Annotated in this window: 17 protein-coding genes; 15 read left to right on the top strand and 2 right to left on the bottom strand. The window is 71.2% G+C overall.

Annotated elements, in window-relative coordinates; all coding sequences use genetic code 11:
- Positions 1–64: 64 nt before the first annotated feature.
- Complete coding sequence (locus BMZ47_RS26080; RefSeq protein ID WP_007558009.1) at positions 65–1864, top strand: IlvD/Edd family dehydratase; 1800 nt, start codon at positions 65–67, stop codon at positions 1862–1864.
- A gap of 33 nt (positions 1865–1897) precedes the next feature.
- On the opposite strand, the gene BMZ47_RS26075 is transcribed toward BMZ47_RS26080, so the two are convergent.
- On the bottom strand, positions 1898–2638 hold the full coding sequence (locus BMZ47_RS26075; RefSeq protein ID WP_050736000.1) for a FadR/GntR family transcriptional regulator: 741 nt from the start codon (positions 2636–2638) through the stop codon (positions 1898–1900).
- A gap of 145 nt (positions 2639–2783) precedes the next feature.
- Here BMZ47_RS26075 and BMZ47_RS26070 point away from each other — a divergent pair, with 145 nt between their 5' ends.
- The 13 genes from BMZ47_RS26070 (at position 2784) to BMZ47_RS29235 (ending at position 15603) form a co-directional block, all read left to right on the top strand.
- Positions 2784–4391, top strand: coding sequence for an aldehyde dehydrogenase (NADP(+)) (locus BMZ47_RS26070; protein WP_091865136.1), 1608 nt, complete (start codon positions 2784–2786; stop codon positions 4389–4391).
- Between the two features lie 64 nt (positions 4392–4455).
- Positions 4456–5436, top strand: coding sequence for an AraD1 family protein (gene araD1 / locus BMZ47_RS26065; protein ID WP_091865134.1), 981 nt, complete (start codon positions 4456–4458; stop codon positions 5434–5436).
- Between the two features lies 1 nt (position 5437).
- Positions 5438–6373 carry a Gfo/Idh/MocA family protein gene (locus tag BMZ47_RS26060; protein WP_091865132.1) on the top strand — a complete coding sequence of 312 codons (936 nt, stop codon included), beginning with the start codon at positions 5438–5440 and terminating at the stop codon, positions 6371–6373.
- Between the two features lie 75 nt (positions 6374–6448).
- Positions 6449–7972: a carbohydrate porin gene (locus BMZ47_RS26055; protein ID WP_007558001.1), complete on the top strand. Its 1524-nt coding sequence runs from the start codon at positions 6449–6451 to the stop codon at positions 7970–7972.
- Positions 7973–8247: 275 nt separating this feature from the next.
- Entirely contained in the window at positions 8248–8448 is a 201-nt protein-coding gene (locus tag BMZ47_RS26050; protein ID WP_050735995.1) for a hypothetical protein, read from the top strand.
- Between the two features lie 532 nt (positions 8449–8980).
- Positions 8981–9559: an FMN reductase gene (gene msuE, locus BMZ47_RS26045; protein WP_091865129.1), complete on the top strand. Its 579-nt coding sequence runs from the start codon at positions 8981–8983 to the stop codon at positions 9557–9559.
- Positions 9560–9567: 8 nt separating this feature from the next.
- Entirely contained in the window at positions 9568–10518 is a 951-nt protein-coding gene (locus tag BMZ47_RS26040; RefSeq protein ID WP_091865146.1) for an aliphatic sulfonate ABC transporter substrate-binding protein, read from the top strand.
- Positions 10511–11524: a sulfonate ABC transporter substrate-binding protein gene (locus BMZ47_RS26035; protein WP_091865127.1), complete on the top strand. Its 1014-nt coding sequence runs from the start codon at positions 10511–10513 to the stop codon at positions 11522–11524. The genes BMZ47_RS26040 and BMZ47_RS26035 overlap by 8 nt, the downstream gene beginning before the upstream one ends.
- Positions 11524–12306 carry an aliphatic sulfonate ABC transporter permease SsuC gene (ssuC, locus tag BMZ47_RS26030; RefSeq protein ID WP_007557992.1) on the top strand — a complete coding sequence of 261 codons (783 nt, stop codon included), beginning with the start codon at positions 11524–11526 and terminating at the stop codon, positions 12304–12306. The genes BMZ47_RS26035 and ssuC overlap by 1 nt, the downstream gene beginning before the upstream one ends.
- Positions 12306–13160 (top strand): ABC transporter ATP-binding protein, encoded by an 855-nt coding sequence (locus BMZ47_RS26025; protein WP_091865125.1) that lies wholly within the window; start codon positions 12306–12308, stop codon positions 13158–13160. Before ssuC ends, BMZ47_RS26025 begins: the two co-directional genes overlap by 1 nt.
- A gap of 116 nt (positions 13161–13276) precedes the next feature.
- Positions 13277–14452 carry an FMNH2-dependent alkanesulfonate monooxygenase gene (gene ssuD / locus BMZ47_RS26020; protein WP_007557989.1) on the top strand — a complete coding sequence of 392 codons (1176 nt, stop codon included), beginning with the start codon at positions 13277–13279 and terminating at the stop codon, positions 14450–14452.
- 353 nt (positions 14453–14805) lie between these two features.
- Positions 14806–15075 (top strand): hypothetical protein, encoded by a 270-nt coding sequence (locus BMZ47_RS26015; protein WP_091865123.1) that lies wholly within the window; start codon positions 14806–14808, stop codon positions 15073–15075.
- A gap of 396 nt (positions 15076–15471) precedes the next feature.
- Positions 15472–15603, top strand: a complete 132-nt coding sequence (locus tag BMZ47_RS29235) for a hypothetical protein (RefSeq protein WP_279889706.1) — start codon at positions 15472–15474, stop codon at positions 15601–15603.
- An 85-nt stretch (positions 15604–15688) separates the two neighbouring features.
- Here BMZ47_RS29235 and BMZ47_RS26010 read toward each other — a convergent pair whose 3' ends face one another.
- Entirely contained in the window at positions 15689–17077 is a 1389-nt protein-coding gene (locus BMZ47_RS26010) for a hypothetical protein (protein WP_091865121.1), read from the bottom strand.
- Between the two features lie 330 nt (positions 17078–17407).
- Between BMZ47_RS26010 and BMZ47_RS26005 the strand changes: the two genes are divergently transcribed.
- Entirely contained in the window at positions 17408–19660 is a 2253-nt protein-coding gene (locus BMZ47_RS26005; protein ID WP_091865119.1) for an SLC26A/SulP transporter family protein, read from the top strand.
- Positions 19661–19667: the final 7 nt, after the last annotated feature.

Here is a 19667-nt window from a genome sequence, read left to right as displayed (position 1 = left end):
CGACCTACCGGAACGTCATCACCTACCGCTTCTCCACCAGCTCCGCCCACCGGACCCACGAGAAATGACCGATCACCCGAAGACCCGGCCCCTGCGTTCGCGCGCCTGGTTCGACAACCCCGACAATATCGACATGACGGCGCTCTACCTGGAGCGCTACCTGAACTTCGGGCTGAGCCTGGAGGAGCTGCGTTCGGGCCGGCCGATCATCGGCATCGCCCAGACCGGGTCCGACCTGTCGCCGTGCAACCGTCACCACCTCGTCCTGGCGGAGCGCGTGCGCGAGGGCATCCGCGAGGCCGGCGGCATCGTGCTCGAATTCCCGGTCCATCCGATTCAGGAGACCGGCAAGCGGCCCACCGCCGGCCTCGACCGCAACCTCGCCTATCTCGGCCTGGTCGAGCTCCTGTACGGGTACCCCCTCGACGGCGTGGTCCTGACGACCGGTTGCGATAAGACCACCCCGGCCTGCCTGATGGCGGCCGCCACCGTGAACATCCCGGCCATCGCCCTGTCGGTCGGCCCGATGCTCAACGGCTGGTACAAGGGCCAGCGCACCGGTTCCGGGACCATCGTGTGGCGCGCGCGCCAGATGCTGGCCGCCGGGGAGATCGACCACGAGGGCTTCATCAAGCTGGTCACCTCGTCCGCCCCCTCCACCGGCTACTGCAACACGATGGGTACGGCGACGACCATGAACGCGCTCGCGGAGGCGCTCGGCATGATGCTGCCGGGCTCGGCGGCGATCCCGGCGCCCTACCGCGACCGGCAGGAAGTCGCCTACCGCACGGGCAAGCGCATCGTCGAGATGGTGGCGGAGGACCTCAAGCCGACCGACATCCTGACCCGCGAGGCGTTCCTCAACGCGATCGTGCTCAACTCGGCGATCGGCGGCTCCACCAACGCCCCGATCCACCTGGCCGCGCTCGCCCGCCACGCGGGGGTCGAGCTCGACATCGCCGACTGGCAGACCCACGGCCTCGACGTGCCGCTCCTGGTCAACCTGCAGCCGGCGGGCGAGTATCTCGGCGAGGATTATTACCGCGCGGGCGGCCTCCCGGCGGTGGCCGCGCAGCTGATGCGGCGCGGGCTGCTCCACGAGAACGCCCTGACGGTGAACGGCCGCACCATCGGCGACAATTGCCGCGACGCGGTGATCGAGGACGAGGATGTGATCCGGCCGATCGACCGGCCGCTGAAGGAGGCCGCGGGCTTCCTGGTGCTGCGCGGCAACCTGTTCGACGCGGCGATCATGAAGACCAGCGTGATCGGCGAGGAGTTCCGCGAGCGCTACCTGTCCAATCCCGAGGATCCGGAGGCGTTCGAGGGCCGGGCCGTGGTGTTCGACGGTCCGGAGGATTACCACCACCGGATCGACGACCCGGCGCTGGCGGTCGACGAGAACAGCATCCTGATCATGCGCGGCGCCGGCCCGGTCGGCTATCCGGGTGCGGCGGAAGTGGTGAACATGCGCCCGCCCGCCTACCTGATCCGCTCCGGCGTGCACGCGCTGCCCTGCCTGGGCGACGGGCGGCAATCCGGCACCTCGGCCTCGCCCTCGATCCTCAACGCCTCGCCCGAGGCGGCGGTGGGCGGCGGCCTCGCGCTGCTGCGCACCGGCGACCGGGTGCGGATCGACCTGAAGCGCGGCACCGCCGACATGCTGCTCGACGCGGACGAGATCGAGCGCCGGCGCAAGGCCCTGGAGGAAGCCGGGGGATACGCCTATCCGGCGTCCCAGACCCCATGGCAGGCGATCCAGCGCGCAACCGTCGGGCAGATGCACACCGGTGCGATCCTGGAGGGCGCCGAGCGCTTCCAGCGGATTGCTCAGACCAACGGCGTGCCGCGGGACAACCACTGACGGGAAGCCCCGCCGCCATCCCGGCGGCGGGGCTCACGCCTTCAGCGAGAGCTCGGTGTCGGCGAGTGCGAGGCGGACGAGTTCGGTCATCGCGGCACGCGCCGCCGCGGGATCCCCGGCGACGATCGCCTCGTACAGGATCCGGTGATCCGGCATCGGGTCACGGGGCAGGGCGCTGCGACGCTGCTTGAAGATCGTCGTCCAAGTCACGGCGGCGGCGATGGAACTCGACAGGGCCATCAGCGGCCCGTTGCGGGCCGCTTCCAGGATCGTGTTGTGGAACGACTGGTCGGCGGCCCGCCCGATCTCGGTGGCGAGGCCGTAGCGGCCCATCTCCTCCAGGGCGTGCCCCATCCGGGAGATGTCGAGCCCCGAGCGCCGCTCGGCCGCCAGGGCCGCCGCCGCCGGCTCGACGATCATCCGCAGCTCGAACAGGTCCCGGATGAAGGTTTCGCTGGGCTCCGCCTCGAAGGCCCAGGCGAGGATGTCGGGATCGAGCAGGTTCCAGCGGCTGCGCTGGGTCACCCGGGTCCCCGTGCGGGGCCGGCTCTCGACCAGCCCCTTGGCGCTCAGGATGCGCACCGCCTCGCGATAGGCGGTGCGCGAGACCTTCAACTGCTCCGAGAATTCGATCTCGCCGGGCAGCACGTCTCCCGGCGCGTACCGGCCGGCCAGGATCGCGACGCCGAGATCGCGGGCGACCGAGCCGTGAATCCGGCGCGAGCCCGAGGCCAGCGGCAGCTTGATATCCTCGTACCCAGGATCCCCCCTCACCCGACACCTCCAGTCCGAGCCGCCAGGACGGGGCAGGATCGCCGCGATCGTACCTGGAAGTTGTAGGAGCGCAAGCGCCGACACCCGCAGGCATCATAGTGCCGCGACGCTTGCAGCCACTGCACAACTGCTCTAAGTTATTTGTATGAGTAAAGAGCTGAGTGCGAACGCGGAGATCCGCGGCACGATCCTGATCGGCGCCGAGGATGCGACCACGACCGATACGTTCCGGGCCGTCGATCCCGCAAGCGGGGCGGCGCTGGAGCCGGCCTTCTCGGCCGCCGGGCCGGAGCAGGTCGCGGCCGCCTGCGCGCTTGCGGATGCGGCCTTCCCGAGCTTTTCCGAATCGACGCCCGAGCTGCGCGCCAGCTTCCTGGAGACCGTCGCCCAGGCCGTGGGCGATCTCGGCGATTCTCTGATCGAGCGGGCCATGGCCGAGACCGGGCTGCCGCGGGCCCGGCTCGAGGGGGAGCGCGCCCGCACCATCGGCCAGCTGCGTCTGTTCGCGCATGTCGTCCGCGCGGGCGACTGGGTCCAGGCCACGATCGATCCGGCGCAGCCCAAGCGCACGCCTCTGCCGCGCCCCGATCTGCGCCGGCGCCACGTCGCCCTCGGCCCGGTCGCCGTGTTCGGCGCCAGCAACTTCCCGCTCGCCTTCTCGGTGGCCGGGGGTGACACCGCCTCGGCGCTCGCCGCCGGCTGCCCGGTCGTGGTCAAGGGCCACCCGGCCCATCCCGGAACCGGCGAGCTGGTGGCCCGGGCGGTCCGGGCGGCCGTCGCGGCCAGCGACCTGCATCCGGGCGTGTTCTCCTATCTGCCGGGTCCGTCGAACGTCCTCGGGACGGCGCTTGTCGCCGATGCGCGGATCAAGGCGGTGGGCTTCACCGGCTCGCGCGGGGGCGGCCTCGCCCTGATACGGGTGGCGGCGGGACGCCCCGAGCCGATCCCGGTCTATGCCGAGATGAGCGCGGTCAATCCCGTCCTGCTGCTGCCCGGCGCCTTGCGGGCGCGGAGCACCGCGCTGGCGACCGGCTTCGTCCAGTCCCTGACGATGGGGGCGGGGCAGTTCTGCACCAATCCCGGCCTGCTGATCGGTATCGCGGGTTCCGACCTCGATGCCTTCGCGGAAGCTGCCGCGGCGGCGATCCGCGAGAGCGCGCCCCACGCGATGCTGACCGCCGACATCCGCACCCGCTTCGAGCGCGGCGTTGCCGAGATGGCGGCCCGCCCGGGCGTGACCGTGGCGGCGCGCGGGGCGACGGCCGGCCCGGGCGGCGCGCCCGCGGCCCTGCTGCGCACCGACGGGGCGCGGTTCCTGGCAGATGCCGGCCTCACGGAGGAGATGTTCGGCCCCGCCGCGATCCTGGTGGCGGCCGCGGATCTCGACGAGGTCAAGCGCATCGTCGCGGCGCTCCCGGGCCAGCTCACCGCGACGCTGCATCTCGACCGCGCCGACGAGCATATCGCCGCCGACCTGGTCCCGGCGCTCGCCCGCAAGGCCGGCCGGATCCTGGCCAATGGCTGGCCCACCGGCGTGGAGGTGGCGCCCGCGATGGTCCATGGCGGGCCGTTCCCGGCGACGTCCGACGGGCGCAGCACCTCGGTCGGCACCCTGGCGATCGAGCGGTTCCTGCGACCGGTCTGCTACCAGGACCTGCCCGACGCGCTGCTGCCGCAGCCCCTGCGCCCGGACAATCCCTGGCATCTCACCCGCAGGGTCGACGGCACCATCAGCCCGGCCTTCGACCGCTGACGCGCCGGCGCGGCACACCTGATTTCGAGCCGGCCCGATGAAGGCCGGCCCTGGGAGAACCGAGATGGGGCAATCACTCCTACAATTCCGCGCCCCCGACGGGCGGCGGGGTGTCGCGATCCTGCAGGGGGGCGAGGCGCGGGTCGTGGTCGGCGCGGACAGCGTCCTCGACCTGGCCCGGCGGGCCCTGGCGGCAGGCGACAGCCTGGCCGAGACGGCAACCCGGCTCGGCCTCGGCGACACCGTGGATCTCGACGCCGTGCGGCTGCTGCCGCCGGTCGATCATCCGGATCCCGCGCATCTGCTGCTCAGCGGCACCGGCCTGACGCATCTCGGCTCCGCGGAGGGTCGCGACAAGATGCACCGCGCCGCGGCGGCGGATCCGACCCCGACCGATTCCATGCGGATGTTCCAGATGGGCGTGGAGGGCGGCAAGCCCGCCCCCGGCGAGACCGGGGTCCAGCCCGAATGGTTCTACAAGGGCGACGGCGACGCGATCGTCGGCACCGGCGAACCGCTCCTGTCGCCCGCCTTCGCCCTCGACGGCAGCGAGGAGCCGGAGATCGCCGGCCTCTACCTGATCGACGCGGACGGTACGCCGGTGCGCCTCGGCTTCGCCCTGGCGAACGAGTTCTCGGACCATGTGACCGAGCGCGGCAATTACCTGTGGCTCGCCCATTCGAAGCTCCGTCCGGCGGCGCTCGGCCCGGAACTGTGGCTGGGGGCTCTGCCCGCCGACGTGCGCGGCTCCAGCCGCATCCGGCGCGATGGCGCCGTGCTGTGGGAGAAGCCGTTCCTCTCGGGTGAGGCGAACATGTCCCACACGATCGAGAACCTCGAGCGGCACCACTTCAAATACCCCCAGTTCCGCCGCCCCGGCGACCTGCACGTCCACTTCTTCGGCACCGCGACCCTGTCGTTCAGCGACGGCGTCACGGTGCGGCCCGGGGACGTGTTCGAGATCGAGGCGGCCCCCTTCACCCTGCCGCTGCGCAATCCCCTGGCGGTGGCGCCCGCCCGCGACCTGTCCGTGAAGGTTCTCTGAGATGTCGGCTTCGAACGGGACGATCCGCATCGGTCTGGTCGGCGTCGGCAAGATCGCCCGCGACCAGCACCTGCCGGTCATCGGCGCTTCGCCGGACTACACCCTGACCGCCGTGGCGAGCCGCGAAGGCCGCTTCGAGGGGGTGCCGAACTACCGCACGCTGACCGAGATGCTGGCGGGACAGCCCGACCTGGACGCGGTCGCCCTGTGCCAGCCGCCGCAGGTGCGCTTCTCCGCCGCCCTCGAGGCGATCGAGGCCGGCCGGCACGTCTTCCTGGAGAAGCCCCCCGGGGCGACCCTGGCGGAGGTCGGGATCCTGGTCGAGGCCGCGCGTGCGCGGGGCGTCAGCCTGTTCGCCAGTTGGCACTCCCGCTACGCCCCCGGCGTCGAGCCGGCGCGCCAGTGGCTGTCGGGCCGCCGGATCCGGTCGGTGGCGATCGCCTGGATGGAGGATGTCCGGCACTGGCATCCGAACCAGGCCTGGATCTGGCAGGCCGGCGGCATGGGCGTGTTCGATCCGGGGATCAACGCCCTGTCGATCGCCACCCACATCCTGCCGCCCTTCTTCCTCACCGGCGCGACCCTCTCGGTCCCGGAGAACCGGCAGGCGCCGATCGCCGCCGACTTGAGCTTCGCCGACGCCGCCGGCACCTCGATCCAGGCGGTATTCGACTGGCGCCAGACCGGCCCGCAGACCTGGGACATCCGCGTCGACACCGAGGACGGCGTGCTGGTGCTCTCGGAAGGCGGCGGCGTCCTCACCATCGACGGCAAGCCGCAGCCGCTGCCGCCGGAGGCCGAATATCGCGGCCTCTACGACCGTTTCGCCGCCCTCGTCCGATCCGGCACGAGCGACGTCGACCTGAACCCGCTGATCCACGTCGCCGACGCTTTCCTGCGCGGCGAGCGCCGCACCGTGGAGGCCTTCACGGACTGACCGGAGGGATCCCGGCGGAACACCAACGCGACAGAGCCAATCAGGGCCGCGCGTTACTAAGGGGGAGTCACTGTTATGGGAAAGTACACGCGATGGGCGGCGCTCGCATTGTGCGCCGCGACACTCTCGGGGGGCATCCGCTCGGCCGAGGCTCAGGATGCGGACGCGCCTGACGGCGGACCGAGCTTGGTGAACCCGGGCCCGAAGGCGAGCCCGGCCGCGAAGGCCAAGTATCGGGCGAATCGCGCGCGGCGGCGGACCATCCGCGAGTCGCGGAGCGCGGCCGGCGCCAGCAGCGCGGCGGCCTCGATCGACGTGCAGGGCAGCAGCGCGACACCGCCCGGCCTGCCGCCGGGGACGTTCTATCTCGGCAACGGGATCAGCATGATCCTGAACTACACCGGCGAATTCGCCGCGAACCCGTCCGGCGGCATCCGGCAGGGATCGGCCTATGCCGGCCAGGTCGTGTTCGGTCTCGACGCCGACCTCGGCCGGCTCGCCGGGATCGACGGCGGCTCGTTCCACACCATCGTGACCCAGCGTCACGGCCGCAGCCTTGCGCAAGACCGCATCGGCTTCGACGGAAGCGTGCAGGAGATCTACGGCGGCGGCCAGACGGCGCACCTCACCTCGGTCTCCTACGAGCAGAAGCTGTTCGACAACCGCCTCGACATTGAGGTCGGCCGCCTATTGGCCAATCCGAACTTCCTTGGATCGCCGCTCTATTGTAATTTCCAGAACAACGCAACCTGCGGCGCACCGAAATCGATCTTCAAGCTGACAAACTTCACCTATTGGCCGATTTCAACCTGGGGCGCCCATGCCAAGGCCTGGCTCACCGACAAGGTGTTTGTCCATGCCGGCGTCTACGAGGTGAATCCCCGCGACCAGCAGGCCAACCAGAACGGCATCGACTGGTCGACCCGGGGCGCCACCGGCGTCCTGATCCCGGTTGAGGCGGGCTACTCGACCAATTTCGGCAACGACCCGCTCCCGCGCAACTACAGTGTCGGCGTGGTCTTCGATCAGTCCGATTATAAGGATCCGGTCTACGACGTGCGCGGCGGCCTGCGCGTGTTCAGCGATCTCGACCCGCTGACGCGGTTCGGTCGGTCGGCGGTCTATGCCCGGTTCGACCAGATGGTGTGGCGTCCGGATCCGACCAGCGCGCAAGGCCTGTCGGTGTTCGGCGTCGCGTTGGGCGGCACCGGTGGGCGGCAGATCCAGGATTACTTCCTGGAGGGCGGCGCCGTCCTGACCGGCACCTTCCCGGGCCGGCCCTACGACACCCTCGGGTTCGTGTTCGCCATGGAGAAGCTCTCGCCACTCGGCTCGGCCGGGATCCGGGCGGCCCGGGCTTCCTACGGGCTGAGCAGCCGCAACGTCGACACGCTGCAGACCATCCTCGAGCTGAGCTACGGCATCCAGCTCACCCCGGCGGTGCGGCTGATGCCGAACCTGCAATACGTGATCGGCCCGGATCAAACCCGCTTCCCGCTCCGGCCGAAGCCGATCCCGGACGCCTTCGTCATCGGCGCGAAGCTCTCGGTGGACCTGTTCACGCTGGGCGGCCTGGCCAAGGGCCCGGGGAGCCTCTGACCCCAGGCGCATCACGACACCGCCCGCGACTCCGCCCTCGGCGGGCGCGCGGGCGGATGTGGCAACCGATCGGCGCGCGCGGAAGCCTCCGTGCGCGCCGATCGCGTTTCAGCGGAGCGCGCTCTGCGCGGGCAAGGAGGGGAGGGCCCGAATATCCGCCGCCCCGGCCCGCGCGTGGAACCACGCCCCCGGTCGCAGGTTGTCCAGCAGATTGTAGCTGTTCTAATTCGCAAGAGAGAACGGCACGCCGCCGAACCGACACGGGAGCATCCGACATGGCCAGCGCGAACTGCGAGAGCTGCAAGTTCTTCGACGAGCACAAGGGCAACGGCGCGAGCGCCCAGGGCGATGCCGGCCTGTGCCGCTTCAACCCGCCGGTCAGCCAGCCGGCTCCGGAATCCAAGGGCCTGTGGCCGGTCGTCACGACCAACGATTGGTGCGGCCACTTCACGGCCGAGATGACCGCAGCCGAGTAAGCCCAGCGGCCCTCACCGTCGCAGCGCAGAGGCTGCGGCGATGATGAGGCTGGAGGCGACCCTTTCGACGCCGTCGGACGACCAGGGCCAGCCGCCGAGGCTGGCCCTTTTTCGTGCGCCCGATCCCGGGTGCGCGCCCAGGATGAGGCGCGGGAGCGCCCGAGCGCGATCAGCGGAATCGGGCTCGACAGCAGGGCCGGCCCGACAGCATGTTCCGTCTCCGAACAGGCCCATCGGGGGCATCCGGTTCTCTCTCGAAGCCGAGCGATGGAGCGAACCCGCGTCGGAAGCGGGCCGCGCGTCCTATCGGGCGGCCATTCGCCGGCGGAGCGCGCAAAACGCGAGATGAAATCACGCTTCCAATCGGCGTTTGCGAGGAGAACATTTTTCTATTCGCGACGAATTCGAAAAGCGGTTTCATTGACGTTGTGCAGTGCAGCCAGCAATTCTAGCGGCCTATTCGGATAACCGGTCGCGTCACTGCCGCTCGTCATCGAGCAGGACGGCCCGGCATTGTCGCAAGGCTTCTGCAATGACACGACCGAGACTCGTCGGGCTGAGCGCGAATGTTCAGCGCCCGTCCAAGACCCGCACGCTGGTCGACGCGGTGCTGCACGAGGCCTGCGCCCAGGCGACGTTCGACGGGCGCATCTTCGACTTCGTCGATGCCGGCACCGGCCTCGGGGCCGCCTGGACCCGCGATCAGCTGCCGCTGCCGGCCCGCCGGGTGCTCGACGCGATCGAGGAGGCGGACGGGCTCGTGGTCGGCTCGCCGGTCTACAAGGGCGCCTATACCGGCCTGTTCAAGCACCTGTTCGATCTGGTCGATCCCAATGCGCTGGCCGGCAAGCCCGTGGCCATCGTGGCCACCGGCGGCGGCGCCCGCCATGCCCTGGTGGTCGAGCACGCCTTCCGGCCGCTCTTCGGCTTCTTCGGCGCCCTGCAGATCCCGACCGCGGTCTACGCGTCCGACGCGGATTTCAGCGACGGTGTGCTGGTCGAGGCCGGGGTGCGTGCCCGCGCCGCGGAGGCCGGCGCCCAGCTCGCCGCCCTGCTGCTGCACCGGGCGGCCGCGACGACCGGCCCGGCCGAACTCGCCGCCGCCGAGTGAGCCTCGCGATGCTCGACCGCCGCACCTTCCTGGCCGCGTCCCTTGCGGCCGTTCCGGCTCTCCGGGGCGCTCGCGCGGCCGAGCCCGGCCTGCTGCGCATCGGCTACCAGAAGAACGGCATCCTGGTGGTGGCCAAGCAGCAGGGGATTATCGAGCGGCGCCTGGACTCCCTGGGCCATCGGGTGCGCTGGGTCGAGTTCTCGTTCGGTCCGCCCCTGGCCGAGGCCCTGTCCGTCGATGGGCTGGATTTCGGCCTGCTCGGCGACGCGCCGCCGATCTTCGCCCAGGCCGGGCGCTCCAACCTCGTCTACGTGGCGGCCCAGGAAGGGGGCGGTTCCGGCGCCGGGATCCTCCTGCCCAAGGGCTCGACCCTGCGCAGCCTCGCCGACCTGAAGGGCAAGCGCGTCGCCTTCGCCAAGGCGACGAGCGCGCACAACCTCACGGTGGCGGCCCTGGAGAAGGCGGGGCTGAGCTACACCGATATCGAGCCGGTCCTGCTGGCGCCGGCCGATGCCGCGGCGGCCTTCGCCCGCGGCAGCATCGACGCCTGGACGACCTGGGACCCCTATCTCGCCATCGCCGAGGAGCAGGACGGCGTGCGCGTGCTGGCCCTGGCCAGCGAGATCACCCCGCAGAACAATTTCCTCGTCGCGAACCGGGCCTTCGCGGAGGCGCACGGCCCGGTGCTCACCGCGGCGATCGACGCGCTGGGCGAGGTGGCGGCTTGGTGCCGGCAGAACCGCGGCGACGTCGCCGCGATCCTGTCGCAGGGTACCGGCGTGCCGCTGCCGGCCACCCGCCGGGCGGTGGACCGCAACGATTTCGTGATCGGCCCGATGACTCCGCGCGTCACCGCCGAGCAGCAGGCCATCGCCGACCGGTTCTACGCCCTGAAGCTGATCCCGAAGCCGATCCACGTCGCCGACGCGGTCTGGACGGCACCCGCCCGCAATGGCTGAGCGCATGCCCGATCGTCCGTCCTCCCCAAGCCCGTTCGGGCTCGCACCGACCCGTCGCCGCCTCCTGTCCGTGGGGCTCGGCCTCGCGGCGGCCAGTACCCTGCGGCCGGCCCTGGCCGCGGGCGGCACCGTCCGGGTCGGCTACCAGAAATACGGCTCCCTCGTGCTGCTGAAGGGTCGCGGCACCCTCGAGACGGCGCTCCAGCCCCTCGGCTACACGGTGGCGTGGTCGGAATTCCCGTCCGGGCCGCCGCTGATGGAGGCCCTGAATGCCGGGGCGGTGGATTTCGGCTCGGCCGGCGAGGCGCCCCCGATCTTCGCGCAGGCCGCGAGCGCGGAGCTGCGCTACGTCGCCACCGAGCCGCCGGCTCCCCGGGGCGAGGCGATCCTGGTGCCCAAGGACAGCCCGGTCCGCAGCGTCGCCGACCTGCGCGGCCGGACGCTGGCCCTGAACAAGGGCTCGAACGTCCACTTCCTGGTGGTGCGGGCCCTGGAGCAGGCCGGCCTGCCCTACGACGCGGTGAAGCTCGCCTTCCTGGCCCCGGCTGATGCGAATGCCGCCTTCGTGCGCGGGTCGGTCGATGCCTGGGCGATCTGGGATCCCTATCTCGCTGCCGCCGAGCGGGCCACCGGAGCCCGGGTGCTGGCGGACGCGCAGGGCCTCGCGCCCAACCGCCAATTCTACCTGTCCCGCCGCGGCTTCACCGATGCCAATTCGGAAGTCGTCGCGATCGTCCTCAAGGCGATCGGGGAGGTCGATACCTGGGCGGCCGGCCATGCCGAGACCGTGGCGGCGGAACTTGCGCCCTCCGTGGGCATTCCAGCCCCCGTGCTCCGCGTCGCCCTCGACCGCTTGTCCTACGGGGTCACACCCCTGGATGCCGCGGCGGTGGCCGACCAGCAGCGGGTGGCCGACGCCTTCCATAGCCTCGGCCTGCTGCCGAAGCCGATCCGCGTGGCCGACGCGGTCTGGACACAGCCCGAGCGCCGGGCGGAGAACCGTTGATGCGACCGACTGCCCTCGACCGCCTGCGCGACACCGCCGTGCCCTGGCTCCTGCCGGTCGCGATCCTGCTGGGCTGGCAGGCCGCGGTCTCCGCCGGCCTCGTCTCCAACCGGTTCATGCCGGCGCCCCTGGACGTGGTCCGGGCGGGCTGGGAGGCCGGGCGCACCGGTGAGCTCTGGACCAACCTCTGGGTCAGCACCCTGCGGGCCCTGTCGGGCTTCGCGGTGGGCGGCGGCATCGGCTTCGCGCTGGGCCTCGCCAACGGCCTCTCCCGCCTGTCGGAACAGCTGACCGACACCTCGGTGCAGATGGTGCGCAACGTGCCCCATCTGTCGCTGATCCCGCTGGTGATCCTGTGGTTCGGGATCGGCGAGGAGGCCAAGCTGTTCCTGGTGGCGCTCGGCGTGTTCTTCCCGATCTACGCCAACACCCTGCACGGCATCCGCTCGGTGGATCCGGCGCTGGTGGAGATGGGCCGCGTCTACGGCATGTCGCGGACCGAGCTGTTCACCAAGGTGGTGCTGCCCGGCGCCCTGCCGTCGATCTTCGTCGGCTTGCGCTACGCGCTGGGCATCATGTGGCTGACGCTGATCGTCGCCGAGACGATCTCCGCATCGTCGGGGCTCGGCTACATGGCCATGCAGGCCCGCGAGTTCATGCTGGTCGACGTCGTGGTGCTGGCGATCCTGATCTACGCCGCCCTGGGCAAGCTCGCGGACGCGCTGACGCGCCAGCTCGAGCGCGCCTGCCTCGCCTGGAACCCCGCCTACAGGAGCGCCTGATGCTGCTCGACGCCCTTCGCCGCGAGGCCCCGACCGATCTCGTCCCGGAGACCCGAGTCGCCGACGCGCCCCCCGCGCCGGCGCCTCGACCGGCGGACACCGCCGGCCGCAGCATCGCCGTGACGGCCCGCGACCTGCGCAAGAGCTTCGACGGCCACGCCGTCATCGAGGGGCTCGACCTCTACCTGCCGGCCGGCGGCTTCACCGCCGTGGTCGGGCGCTCCGGCTGCGGCAAGAGCACCCTGCTGCGGCTGATCCTCGGGCTGGAGACGCCCACCGGCGGCCGGATCGTGCTCGAAGGGCCGCAGGCCGGCCCGCGCCGGAGCGAGCCGCCGAAGCGGATCATGTTCCAGGAGCCGCGCCTGCTGCCCTGGGCCCGGGTCGTCGACAACGTCGCGGTCGGCCTCTCCGGCCACGGTTCCCGGGCCGAGCGCCGGGAGCGGGCGCTGGCGGCCCTGGCCGAGGTCGGCCTGGCCGACAAGGCGGGACAATGGCCCGCGACCCTGTCGGGCGGCCAGCGTCAGCGCGTAGCGCTCGCCCGGGCTCTGGTGAGCCGGCCGGGCCTGCTGGCGCTCGACGAGCCCCTCGGCGCCCTCGACGCGCTGACCCGCATCGGCATGCAGGACCTGATCGAGCGGATCTGGCTGTCGCAGGGCTTCACCGCGCTGCTCGTCACCCACGACGTCGCCGAGGCGGTGGCGCTCGCCGACCGCATCCTGGTGGTCGAGGCCGGCCGCATCGCCCTCGACCTACGGGTCGACGTGCCGCGCCCGCGCCGGCGCGGCGATCCGGATCTGGCGCGCCTCGAAGGGCGTATCCTCGATCATCTGCTCGGCGCGCAGCCGACCCTCTGAACGCGGGCCGCCGTTTCCCGGAAGCGGCGGCCTGCCCTAGCTCTTGGTGATCGCCGGATGCGAGAAGTCGGATCCGGCTTTTCCGCATCCGGCTCACGGCCGCAATGGAGACCCCGATGACCGCGACGAATGACGGGCGCGCCGACGTCCTCTGGTTCCTGCCGACCCACGGCGATGGCCGCTATCTCGGCGCCCAGGAAGGGGCCCGCGAAGTCTCGATCGACTACCTTCGGCAGATCGCCCAGGGCGCCGACGAGCTCGGCTATTACGGCGTGCTGCTGCCGACCGGGCGCTCCTGCGAGGATTCCTGGATCGTCGCCTCGGCGCTGGCGCCGCTCACCAAGCGGCTGCGCTTCCTGGTGGCGGTGCGGCCCGGCCTGATGGAGCCGTCCGCGGCGGCCCGCATGACCGCGACGCTCGACCGGGTCTCGGACGGGCGCCTCCTGATCAACGTCGTCACCGGCGGCGATCCGGTGGAGCTGGCCGGCGACGGCGTGTTCCTGTCCCACGACGAGCGCTACGCCGTCACCGACGAGTTCCTGACGATCTGGCGCGGCCTGCTCTCGGGCGAGACCGTGACCTTCCAGGGCAAGCACCTGCGCACCGAGAACGGCCGGGTGATCTTCCCGCCGGTGCAGAAGCCCTATCCGCCGCTCTATTTCGGCGGCTCGTCGCCGGCCGGGATGGAGGTCGCGGCCGAGCATTGCGACGTCTACCTCACCTGGGGCGAGCCCCCGGCCCAGGTCGCGGAGAAGATCGCCGCCGCCCGTCAGGCCGCGGAGGCCAAGGGCAAGACCTTCTCGTACGGCATCCGCCTGCACGTGATCGCCCGGGAGACCGAGGCCGAGGCCTGGGACGCCGCGGAGAAGCTGATCTCGAAGCTCGACGACGCCACCATCGCCAAGGCGCAAGAGACCCTGAAGCGGCAGGATTCGGTCGGCCAGAGCCGCATGATGGCGCTGCACGGCGGCAACCGCGACAAGCTCGTGGTCTCCCCCAACCTCTGGGCCGGGGTCGGGCTGGTGCGCGGCGGCGCCGGCACGGCGCTCGTCGGCTCGGCCGATCAGGTCGCCGACCGGATGAAGGAATATATCGACCTCGGGATCGACCGGTTCATCCTCTCGGGCTACCCGCATCTCGAGGAGGCCTACCGCTTCGCCGAGCTGGTCTTCCCGAAGCTGCCCCTGCGCGCCACCACGGGCCGGCCTACGGGCAACGCCCGCAACGACGGCCCGTTCGGCGAGATCATCGCCAACGATCTCGTGCCCGCCCGTCGCGTCGGGGCGCACTGAGACAGCGTCCCGACCTGCCGCGCCTGCGCGGGAATGGCTGCGTCATCGATCGGATGGCGGGCGGGAAACCGGGTTTCCGGAGGGCCGGACGCCCTTCGGCGGCGCTCGGGGCGTGCAGCCCCGAGCGCCGGGCGACGCCCTGACGCAGGGCTCCACCCGGCCACCGCAGGAGGGCCATGACCTTCTGAAACCAGGACTTTCCCGGCCGAAGTCGCCCGTGGACAGCGGGAAGAGCGGGGATGGCGCAGGTTCGGCACATCCGCGCCAAAGTCACGCCATCCTTGGCGCCCAGGTGCCGCGCCTATCACCGCGCGGCCCGCTCGCGCGATCACCGGATAGCGACAAGGACATCCATGACCTCGACCAAGGCGGTCCTCCTGACCATCGGCCTGTGCCTCGGCCCGGTTGCCGCATACGCCGAGCAATCCCCGGCCCGCGAGGCGCTCAAGCAATACTGCACCGGCGACTACATGGATTATTGCAGCGCCTACGCGCCCGGCGGCCCCGAGGTCGAGGCCTGCTTCAAGGCGAACATGAAGAACCTGTCGCCCGGCTGCTCCGCGGCGATCACCGCCTACAAGCAGGAGAAGCGGGCGACCAAGCGCGTCAGCGAAGTGCGCTGAGGCCGCCGCTGCCGCACCTGTCGGGTCGGCATCCCGTTCTCGCGCGCATCGCGAAGCACCCCGGCGTGGCGCAGCGCTCGGGCGTGTCGCGCTGCCCCGGGTCTCTGCGCTCCGCGCGTGATGACGGCGACCGTGAAATTCTTTGAGCCCGTCGCGATGGCCCCGTGAGCGGCGAAGAGTGAGATATTTTCCGCCGATCCTGTGAATGCGATCGCAATAATGCACGACATGCGTCGGTTATGAATAAGGTTCGACTTATGTCGAAGATATAGTTGTTCAATTTTACCTTGTAAGCATTGTAAAGAATTCCGAAACATTGGGACCGTGACATTCCTGCACTTTCCGAGATCGGGCGCGGCCTTAGCCTCCGCGGTGCCGAAAATCGGAGATTGCCTCGTGTCCACTGCACGTTGTTTCGCGAAGAATCCTCTCACGCGCGCGCTCGTCCTGGCCGTTCTGGCGGCGAGCGTGGCCGCCTGCGCGACCACGCCGCCGGCTCAGCCGGTGCCGCTGATCAAGAAGGGCTGAGCACCGCGTCCCGACGGGCGCAGGTTCTCCCTCGGTACGACAACCGCGCGCCGCCCCGGATCCGGGGCGGCGCCCTCGGCCGGCCTCACCGCACGGCGATCCCCAGCGGGGCGCCGCGGCAATTGAGATGGGCCGGATTGGTGGAGACCACCCCGGCATTGCAGCCGCCCTGCAGGCCGACATAGAGCGGCGTCCCGCCGGCACCGGCGGCCGCGAGGTAGCCGATCGGGCGCGTGCCGGCGTCGAGATGGCGCGGGTTGTTGGTGACGAGGCCGGCATCGAGCCCGGCCGCGGTGCCGGCATAGACCGGCGCGTCGGCGGGCGAGGAGGGCTGCGCCAGGGTGGCGCCGATCGGGGCCGTGGCGCAGCCCTTGTAGCCCGGGTCGATCGTCACCTCGCCGGCATTGCAGCCCTGCTGCGTCCCGACATAGAGCGCCACGCCCGGAGCCCGCGCGGCCGGCGGGGCCGCCGCCTGAGGTGCCGGGGCCGGGTCGGCGGGGAGGGGAGGCGCCCGCCCGCCGGTGAGGGCCGCCCGCAGGGCGACGAGGCCGGCCCGGACATCCTGCAGGGTGCCGACCACCACGTAGCAGGTGTAGCTGTGCGCCCCCGCCGGGACGTTGTTCTCCCGGAAGACGCAGTTCCACTTCACCGTGGCGTTGCCCGGCCCCGGCAGGGTCGCGAAGTTGAACCGGCCGTACCCGGCATTCGGCACGCTCGCCTGGGGGAGGGCGGGGCTGTAGACGCCCATCGCCCGGGAGCCGTCGGGAGTGGCGAGGATCACCGGCACGCCCTGCTCGCCCGGCCCGGCCGAGAGCGGCGCGGACTGGCCCGTCGCCGGGTCGAGGTTCCAGAACGCCGTGAAGTCCGGCGGCATGTAGGCGGTCGCCGCCTCGAAGGTCGCCGATTCGTGGGGTTGCGCCGTGATGTAGGTGGCGCGGTACGCGATGGCGTTGGCCACGCCCGCCGCGCCCAGGGTGACGGTCTTGGCCAGGACGTCGTCCGAACGGGGCCCGGCATGGGGCCCGGGGCCCTTCGGGCAGCTGCCGGTGACGCGGCCCGGCTCGATCCAGTAGGCCATCTGCGACCGCGTCTGGAGCGTGTCCGGACCCCGTTTCAGCTCCGTCAGCAGGGTCGTGCTGCGCGGGCCCATGCCGTCGGAATCGCTGCCCGCCTCGGTCGGGTTCAGGCACTCGCCGTAGCCGTCGTAGGACGAGGCCGATTGCAGCTCCCGGCCGTGATCGTGGGCGTTGATGAATTCGGTGCCGCCCCAGGTCAGGCTGTCGATCGCGCCGCCGGTCCGGGACGAGACGCCGACCGTGATCGGGGATCCGTTGAACACCCGGCTGATCGTCGCCCGGCCGCCGGGCTCGGGCCAGGCGATCGACGGCGCATCCTCGGCCTGCGCGGCCCCGGCGAGGCCGACGAGCAGGAGCGCGGCGCGCAGGGGACGGGGCAGGGGGGTCGAGGCGGACATCGGCGGCTCCTGTGAGGCGCCGGCTTAGAGCATGAGGCGGGGGAGGGGAATCCTACCTCATGATCGTGAGGCCCAGCAAAGAGATAGCCCAGTGGCCCGGCTGGGATCGCGTTCCCGCATGGTTCAGAGCGCACAAGACCTAATTGAAACCTGGGCAGTACCGCCTTATCCCCTGACCGTCAGCACGATAATTTAAGCTTCGGACTGCCATCAGATTAGAAGGCTGTGGGCAAGCCCGATTCCCAAAATTCCGCGACGCCTGTGCGTGCGACATCCGGGGATCTGCTGCACCGGCCCGGGATACATCTTCGGAATGCGGATGCCGTGCCGATGACAACCACCGATTTGGCTTCCGCCAGCGGCAGACGGACCACCGAGGGGCGCGAGGCGCTGATGCGCACGGCGCGCACGATCGCGGCGGCGGCCGTCGCCGCCATGGTGCTGCTCCTCGATCTCATCAGCTTCTCGCAGCTGATCTTTTCCGGCCCGTTGGCCGAGAGCCGGGTCGCCGGGATGTCGGCGATGCTGGCGGCCTACGTGCTGGGCAGCCTCGTCTTCGTCGCGCTGCGGCGGACCGTGGTGGTGTCGCTGTCCTTCATCGGAGCGGCCGCGATCGTGCAGGCGGCCATCGCCGCCGCGGTGGCCGGGGAGCTGCGGGATGCGGGCATCACCGATCCCGCCACGGTCGGCCGGATCGTGCTCGTCGCCTGCGGCGTCTCGACCTTCGCGACCGGCCTCGTCTTCGCGCTGCTCGGCACGCTGCGCGCCTCGCTGCTGGCGCAGCTCCTGCCCTACCCGGTCCTGACCGGCTTCCTCGGCGGCGTCGGGCTGCTGTTCCTGCGCAGCGGCGTGCAGATTGGCGCGCATCTCGACGATCCCGCCGCCGCGATTCTCGGACTGCTCGACCCGGCAGCCCTCGACCCGAGCCGGATCGATCCCGGAGCGCTCGGGCGGATCGCCCTGACCTTCGTCATCGGGTTCTGCGCCTTCTACCTGCCCCGGCGGATCAAGCACTGGAGCACCTACCCGACGGTCATCCTGGCGAGTCTGGTGGTCGTCCATCTCGGCCTGGCCTGGCAGGGCATCGACACGGCGGCCGCCCAGGCGGCCGGATGGCTGATCGAGGCGCTGCCCTCGGGATCCCTGCTGCAGGCCCCGGCGGTTCTCGCGCTCCAGGCCCTCGACCCCGCGCTGCTCCTGCCGATCCTGCCGCGGATCGCCACCGAGATCGTCGTCGCAGTCATCATCCAGATCCTCTACGTCATCAGCGTCGAGCTGGAGATGCGGCGCGAGCTCAACATCGACCGGATGTTCGTGGCCTCGGGCGCGGCCAACCTGGTCGGGAGCCTGTTCGGCAGCCCCGCCATGGGCTTCGGGCGGACCTCGACCCTGCTGCTGCACAATATCGGCGGGAGCCATTGGCTCGGCTGGTGGCTGACGCTGGCCGTGATGGCGGCGCTGCTGGTGTTCGGCGCGAGCCCGCTGGCGCTGCTGCCGCGCCCGCTCGCCGGAGGCGCCCTGATCGCCATCGGCCTCGGGCTGCTGGTCAACCTTGCACTGGCCTGCCGCACCTTTCCGGTCTGGGAGACCGGCATCGCCCTGGCGGTGTGCGGGGCGACCGCCCTGTTCGGTGCCACCGTGGGCTTCCTGGTCGGCGTCGTGCTGGCGATCCTGATCTTCGCGGTTCAGTACGGCCAGATCCCGGCGGTGCGCCGGGATCTGGCCGGCTCGGAGCGGCGCAGCAGCATCATCCGCGCGCCCGACACCGCCGCGCTGCTGCGCGAATCCGGCCACCGGACGCGGATCTACGCCCTGCAGGGCTACCTGTTCTTCCTCAACGCGCAGACGATCTACCGCCGAATTGCCGCGGAACCCGGGACCCTGCGCACCCTGATCCTGGATTTCCGCGATTGCGTCGGGCTCGACAGCTCGGCCCTGATCGCGTTCCGCAAGATCAGCCAGCTCGCCGAGCAGCGCGGCTTCGACGTGCTGCTGGTCCATCTGAGCCCGGCGGCCCGCCAGCAGGTCGCGCGCGGCGGTCTCGCCGGAGCGCGGCTGCGGATGCGTGACACCCTGGACGAGGCCCTGCGCGAGGCGGAGGCGACGCTGCTGGCCGAGGCCGGCGTCGGCGGGGAGGGCGCCGTCGCGCTGTTTGCCGAGCACATGGCCGACCGGCTCGGCTGCCCCCTCGCGCCGGCCGATTTCGCCCCCTATCTCGGCGTCCGCACCCTCGCGGCTGGGGAGGCCCTGCTCCGCCAGGGCGAGGCGGCCGACACCCTGTACTTCCTCGAACAGGGCGTCGTCTCCATCGAGATGGAGGTGCCCGGCCGCCCCAACCTGCGCCTGCGCACCACCACGGCCGGCACGGTGATCGGCGAGATCGGCCTCGTGCAGGGCGGACGGCGCACCGCCACCGCCATCGCCGAGAGCCCCTGCCGGGTGGTCGGCGTCGACCGGGCCGCGCTGGCCCGGATGGAGCGCGAGCGTCCCGATCTCGCCCTGTCCCTGCAGCGCTTCCTGATCCTGGAGCTCGCCGGCAAGGTCGCCGACACCAATCTGCTGCTGGAGGCCGAGCTGACCTGAGGCGCCC

Source organism: Methylobacterium brachiatum (genome assembly GCF_900113845.1).
GTDB lineage: Bacteria > Pseudomonadota > Alphaproteobacteria > Rhizobiales > Beijerinckiaceae > Methylobacterium > Methylobacterium brachiatum.
This window is presented reverse-complemented; position numbering and strand designations above follow the sequence as displayed.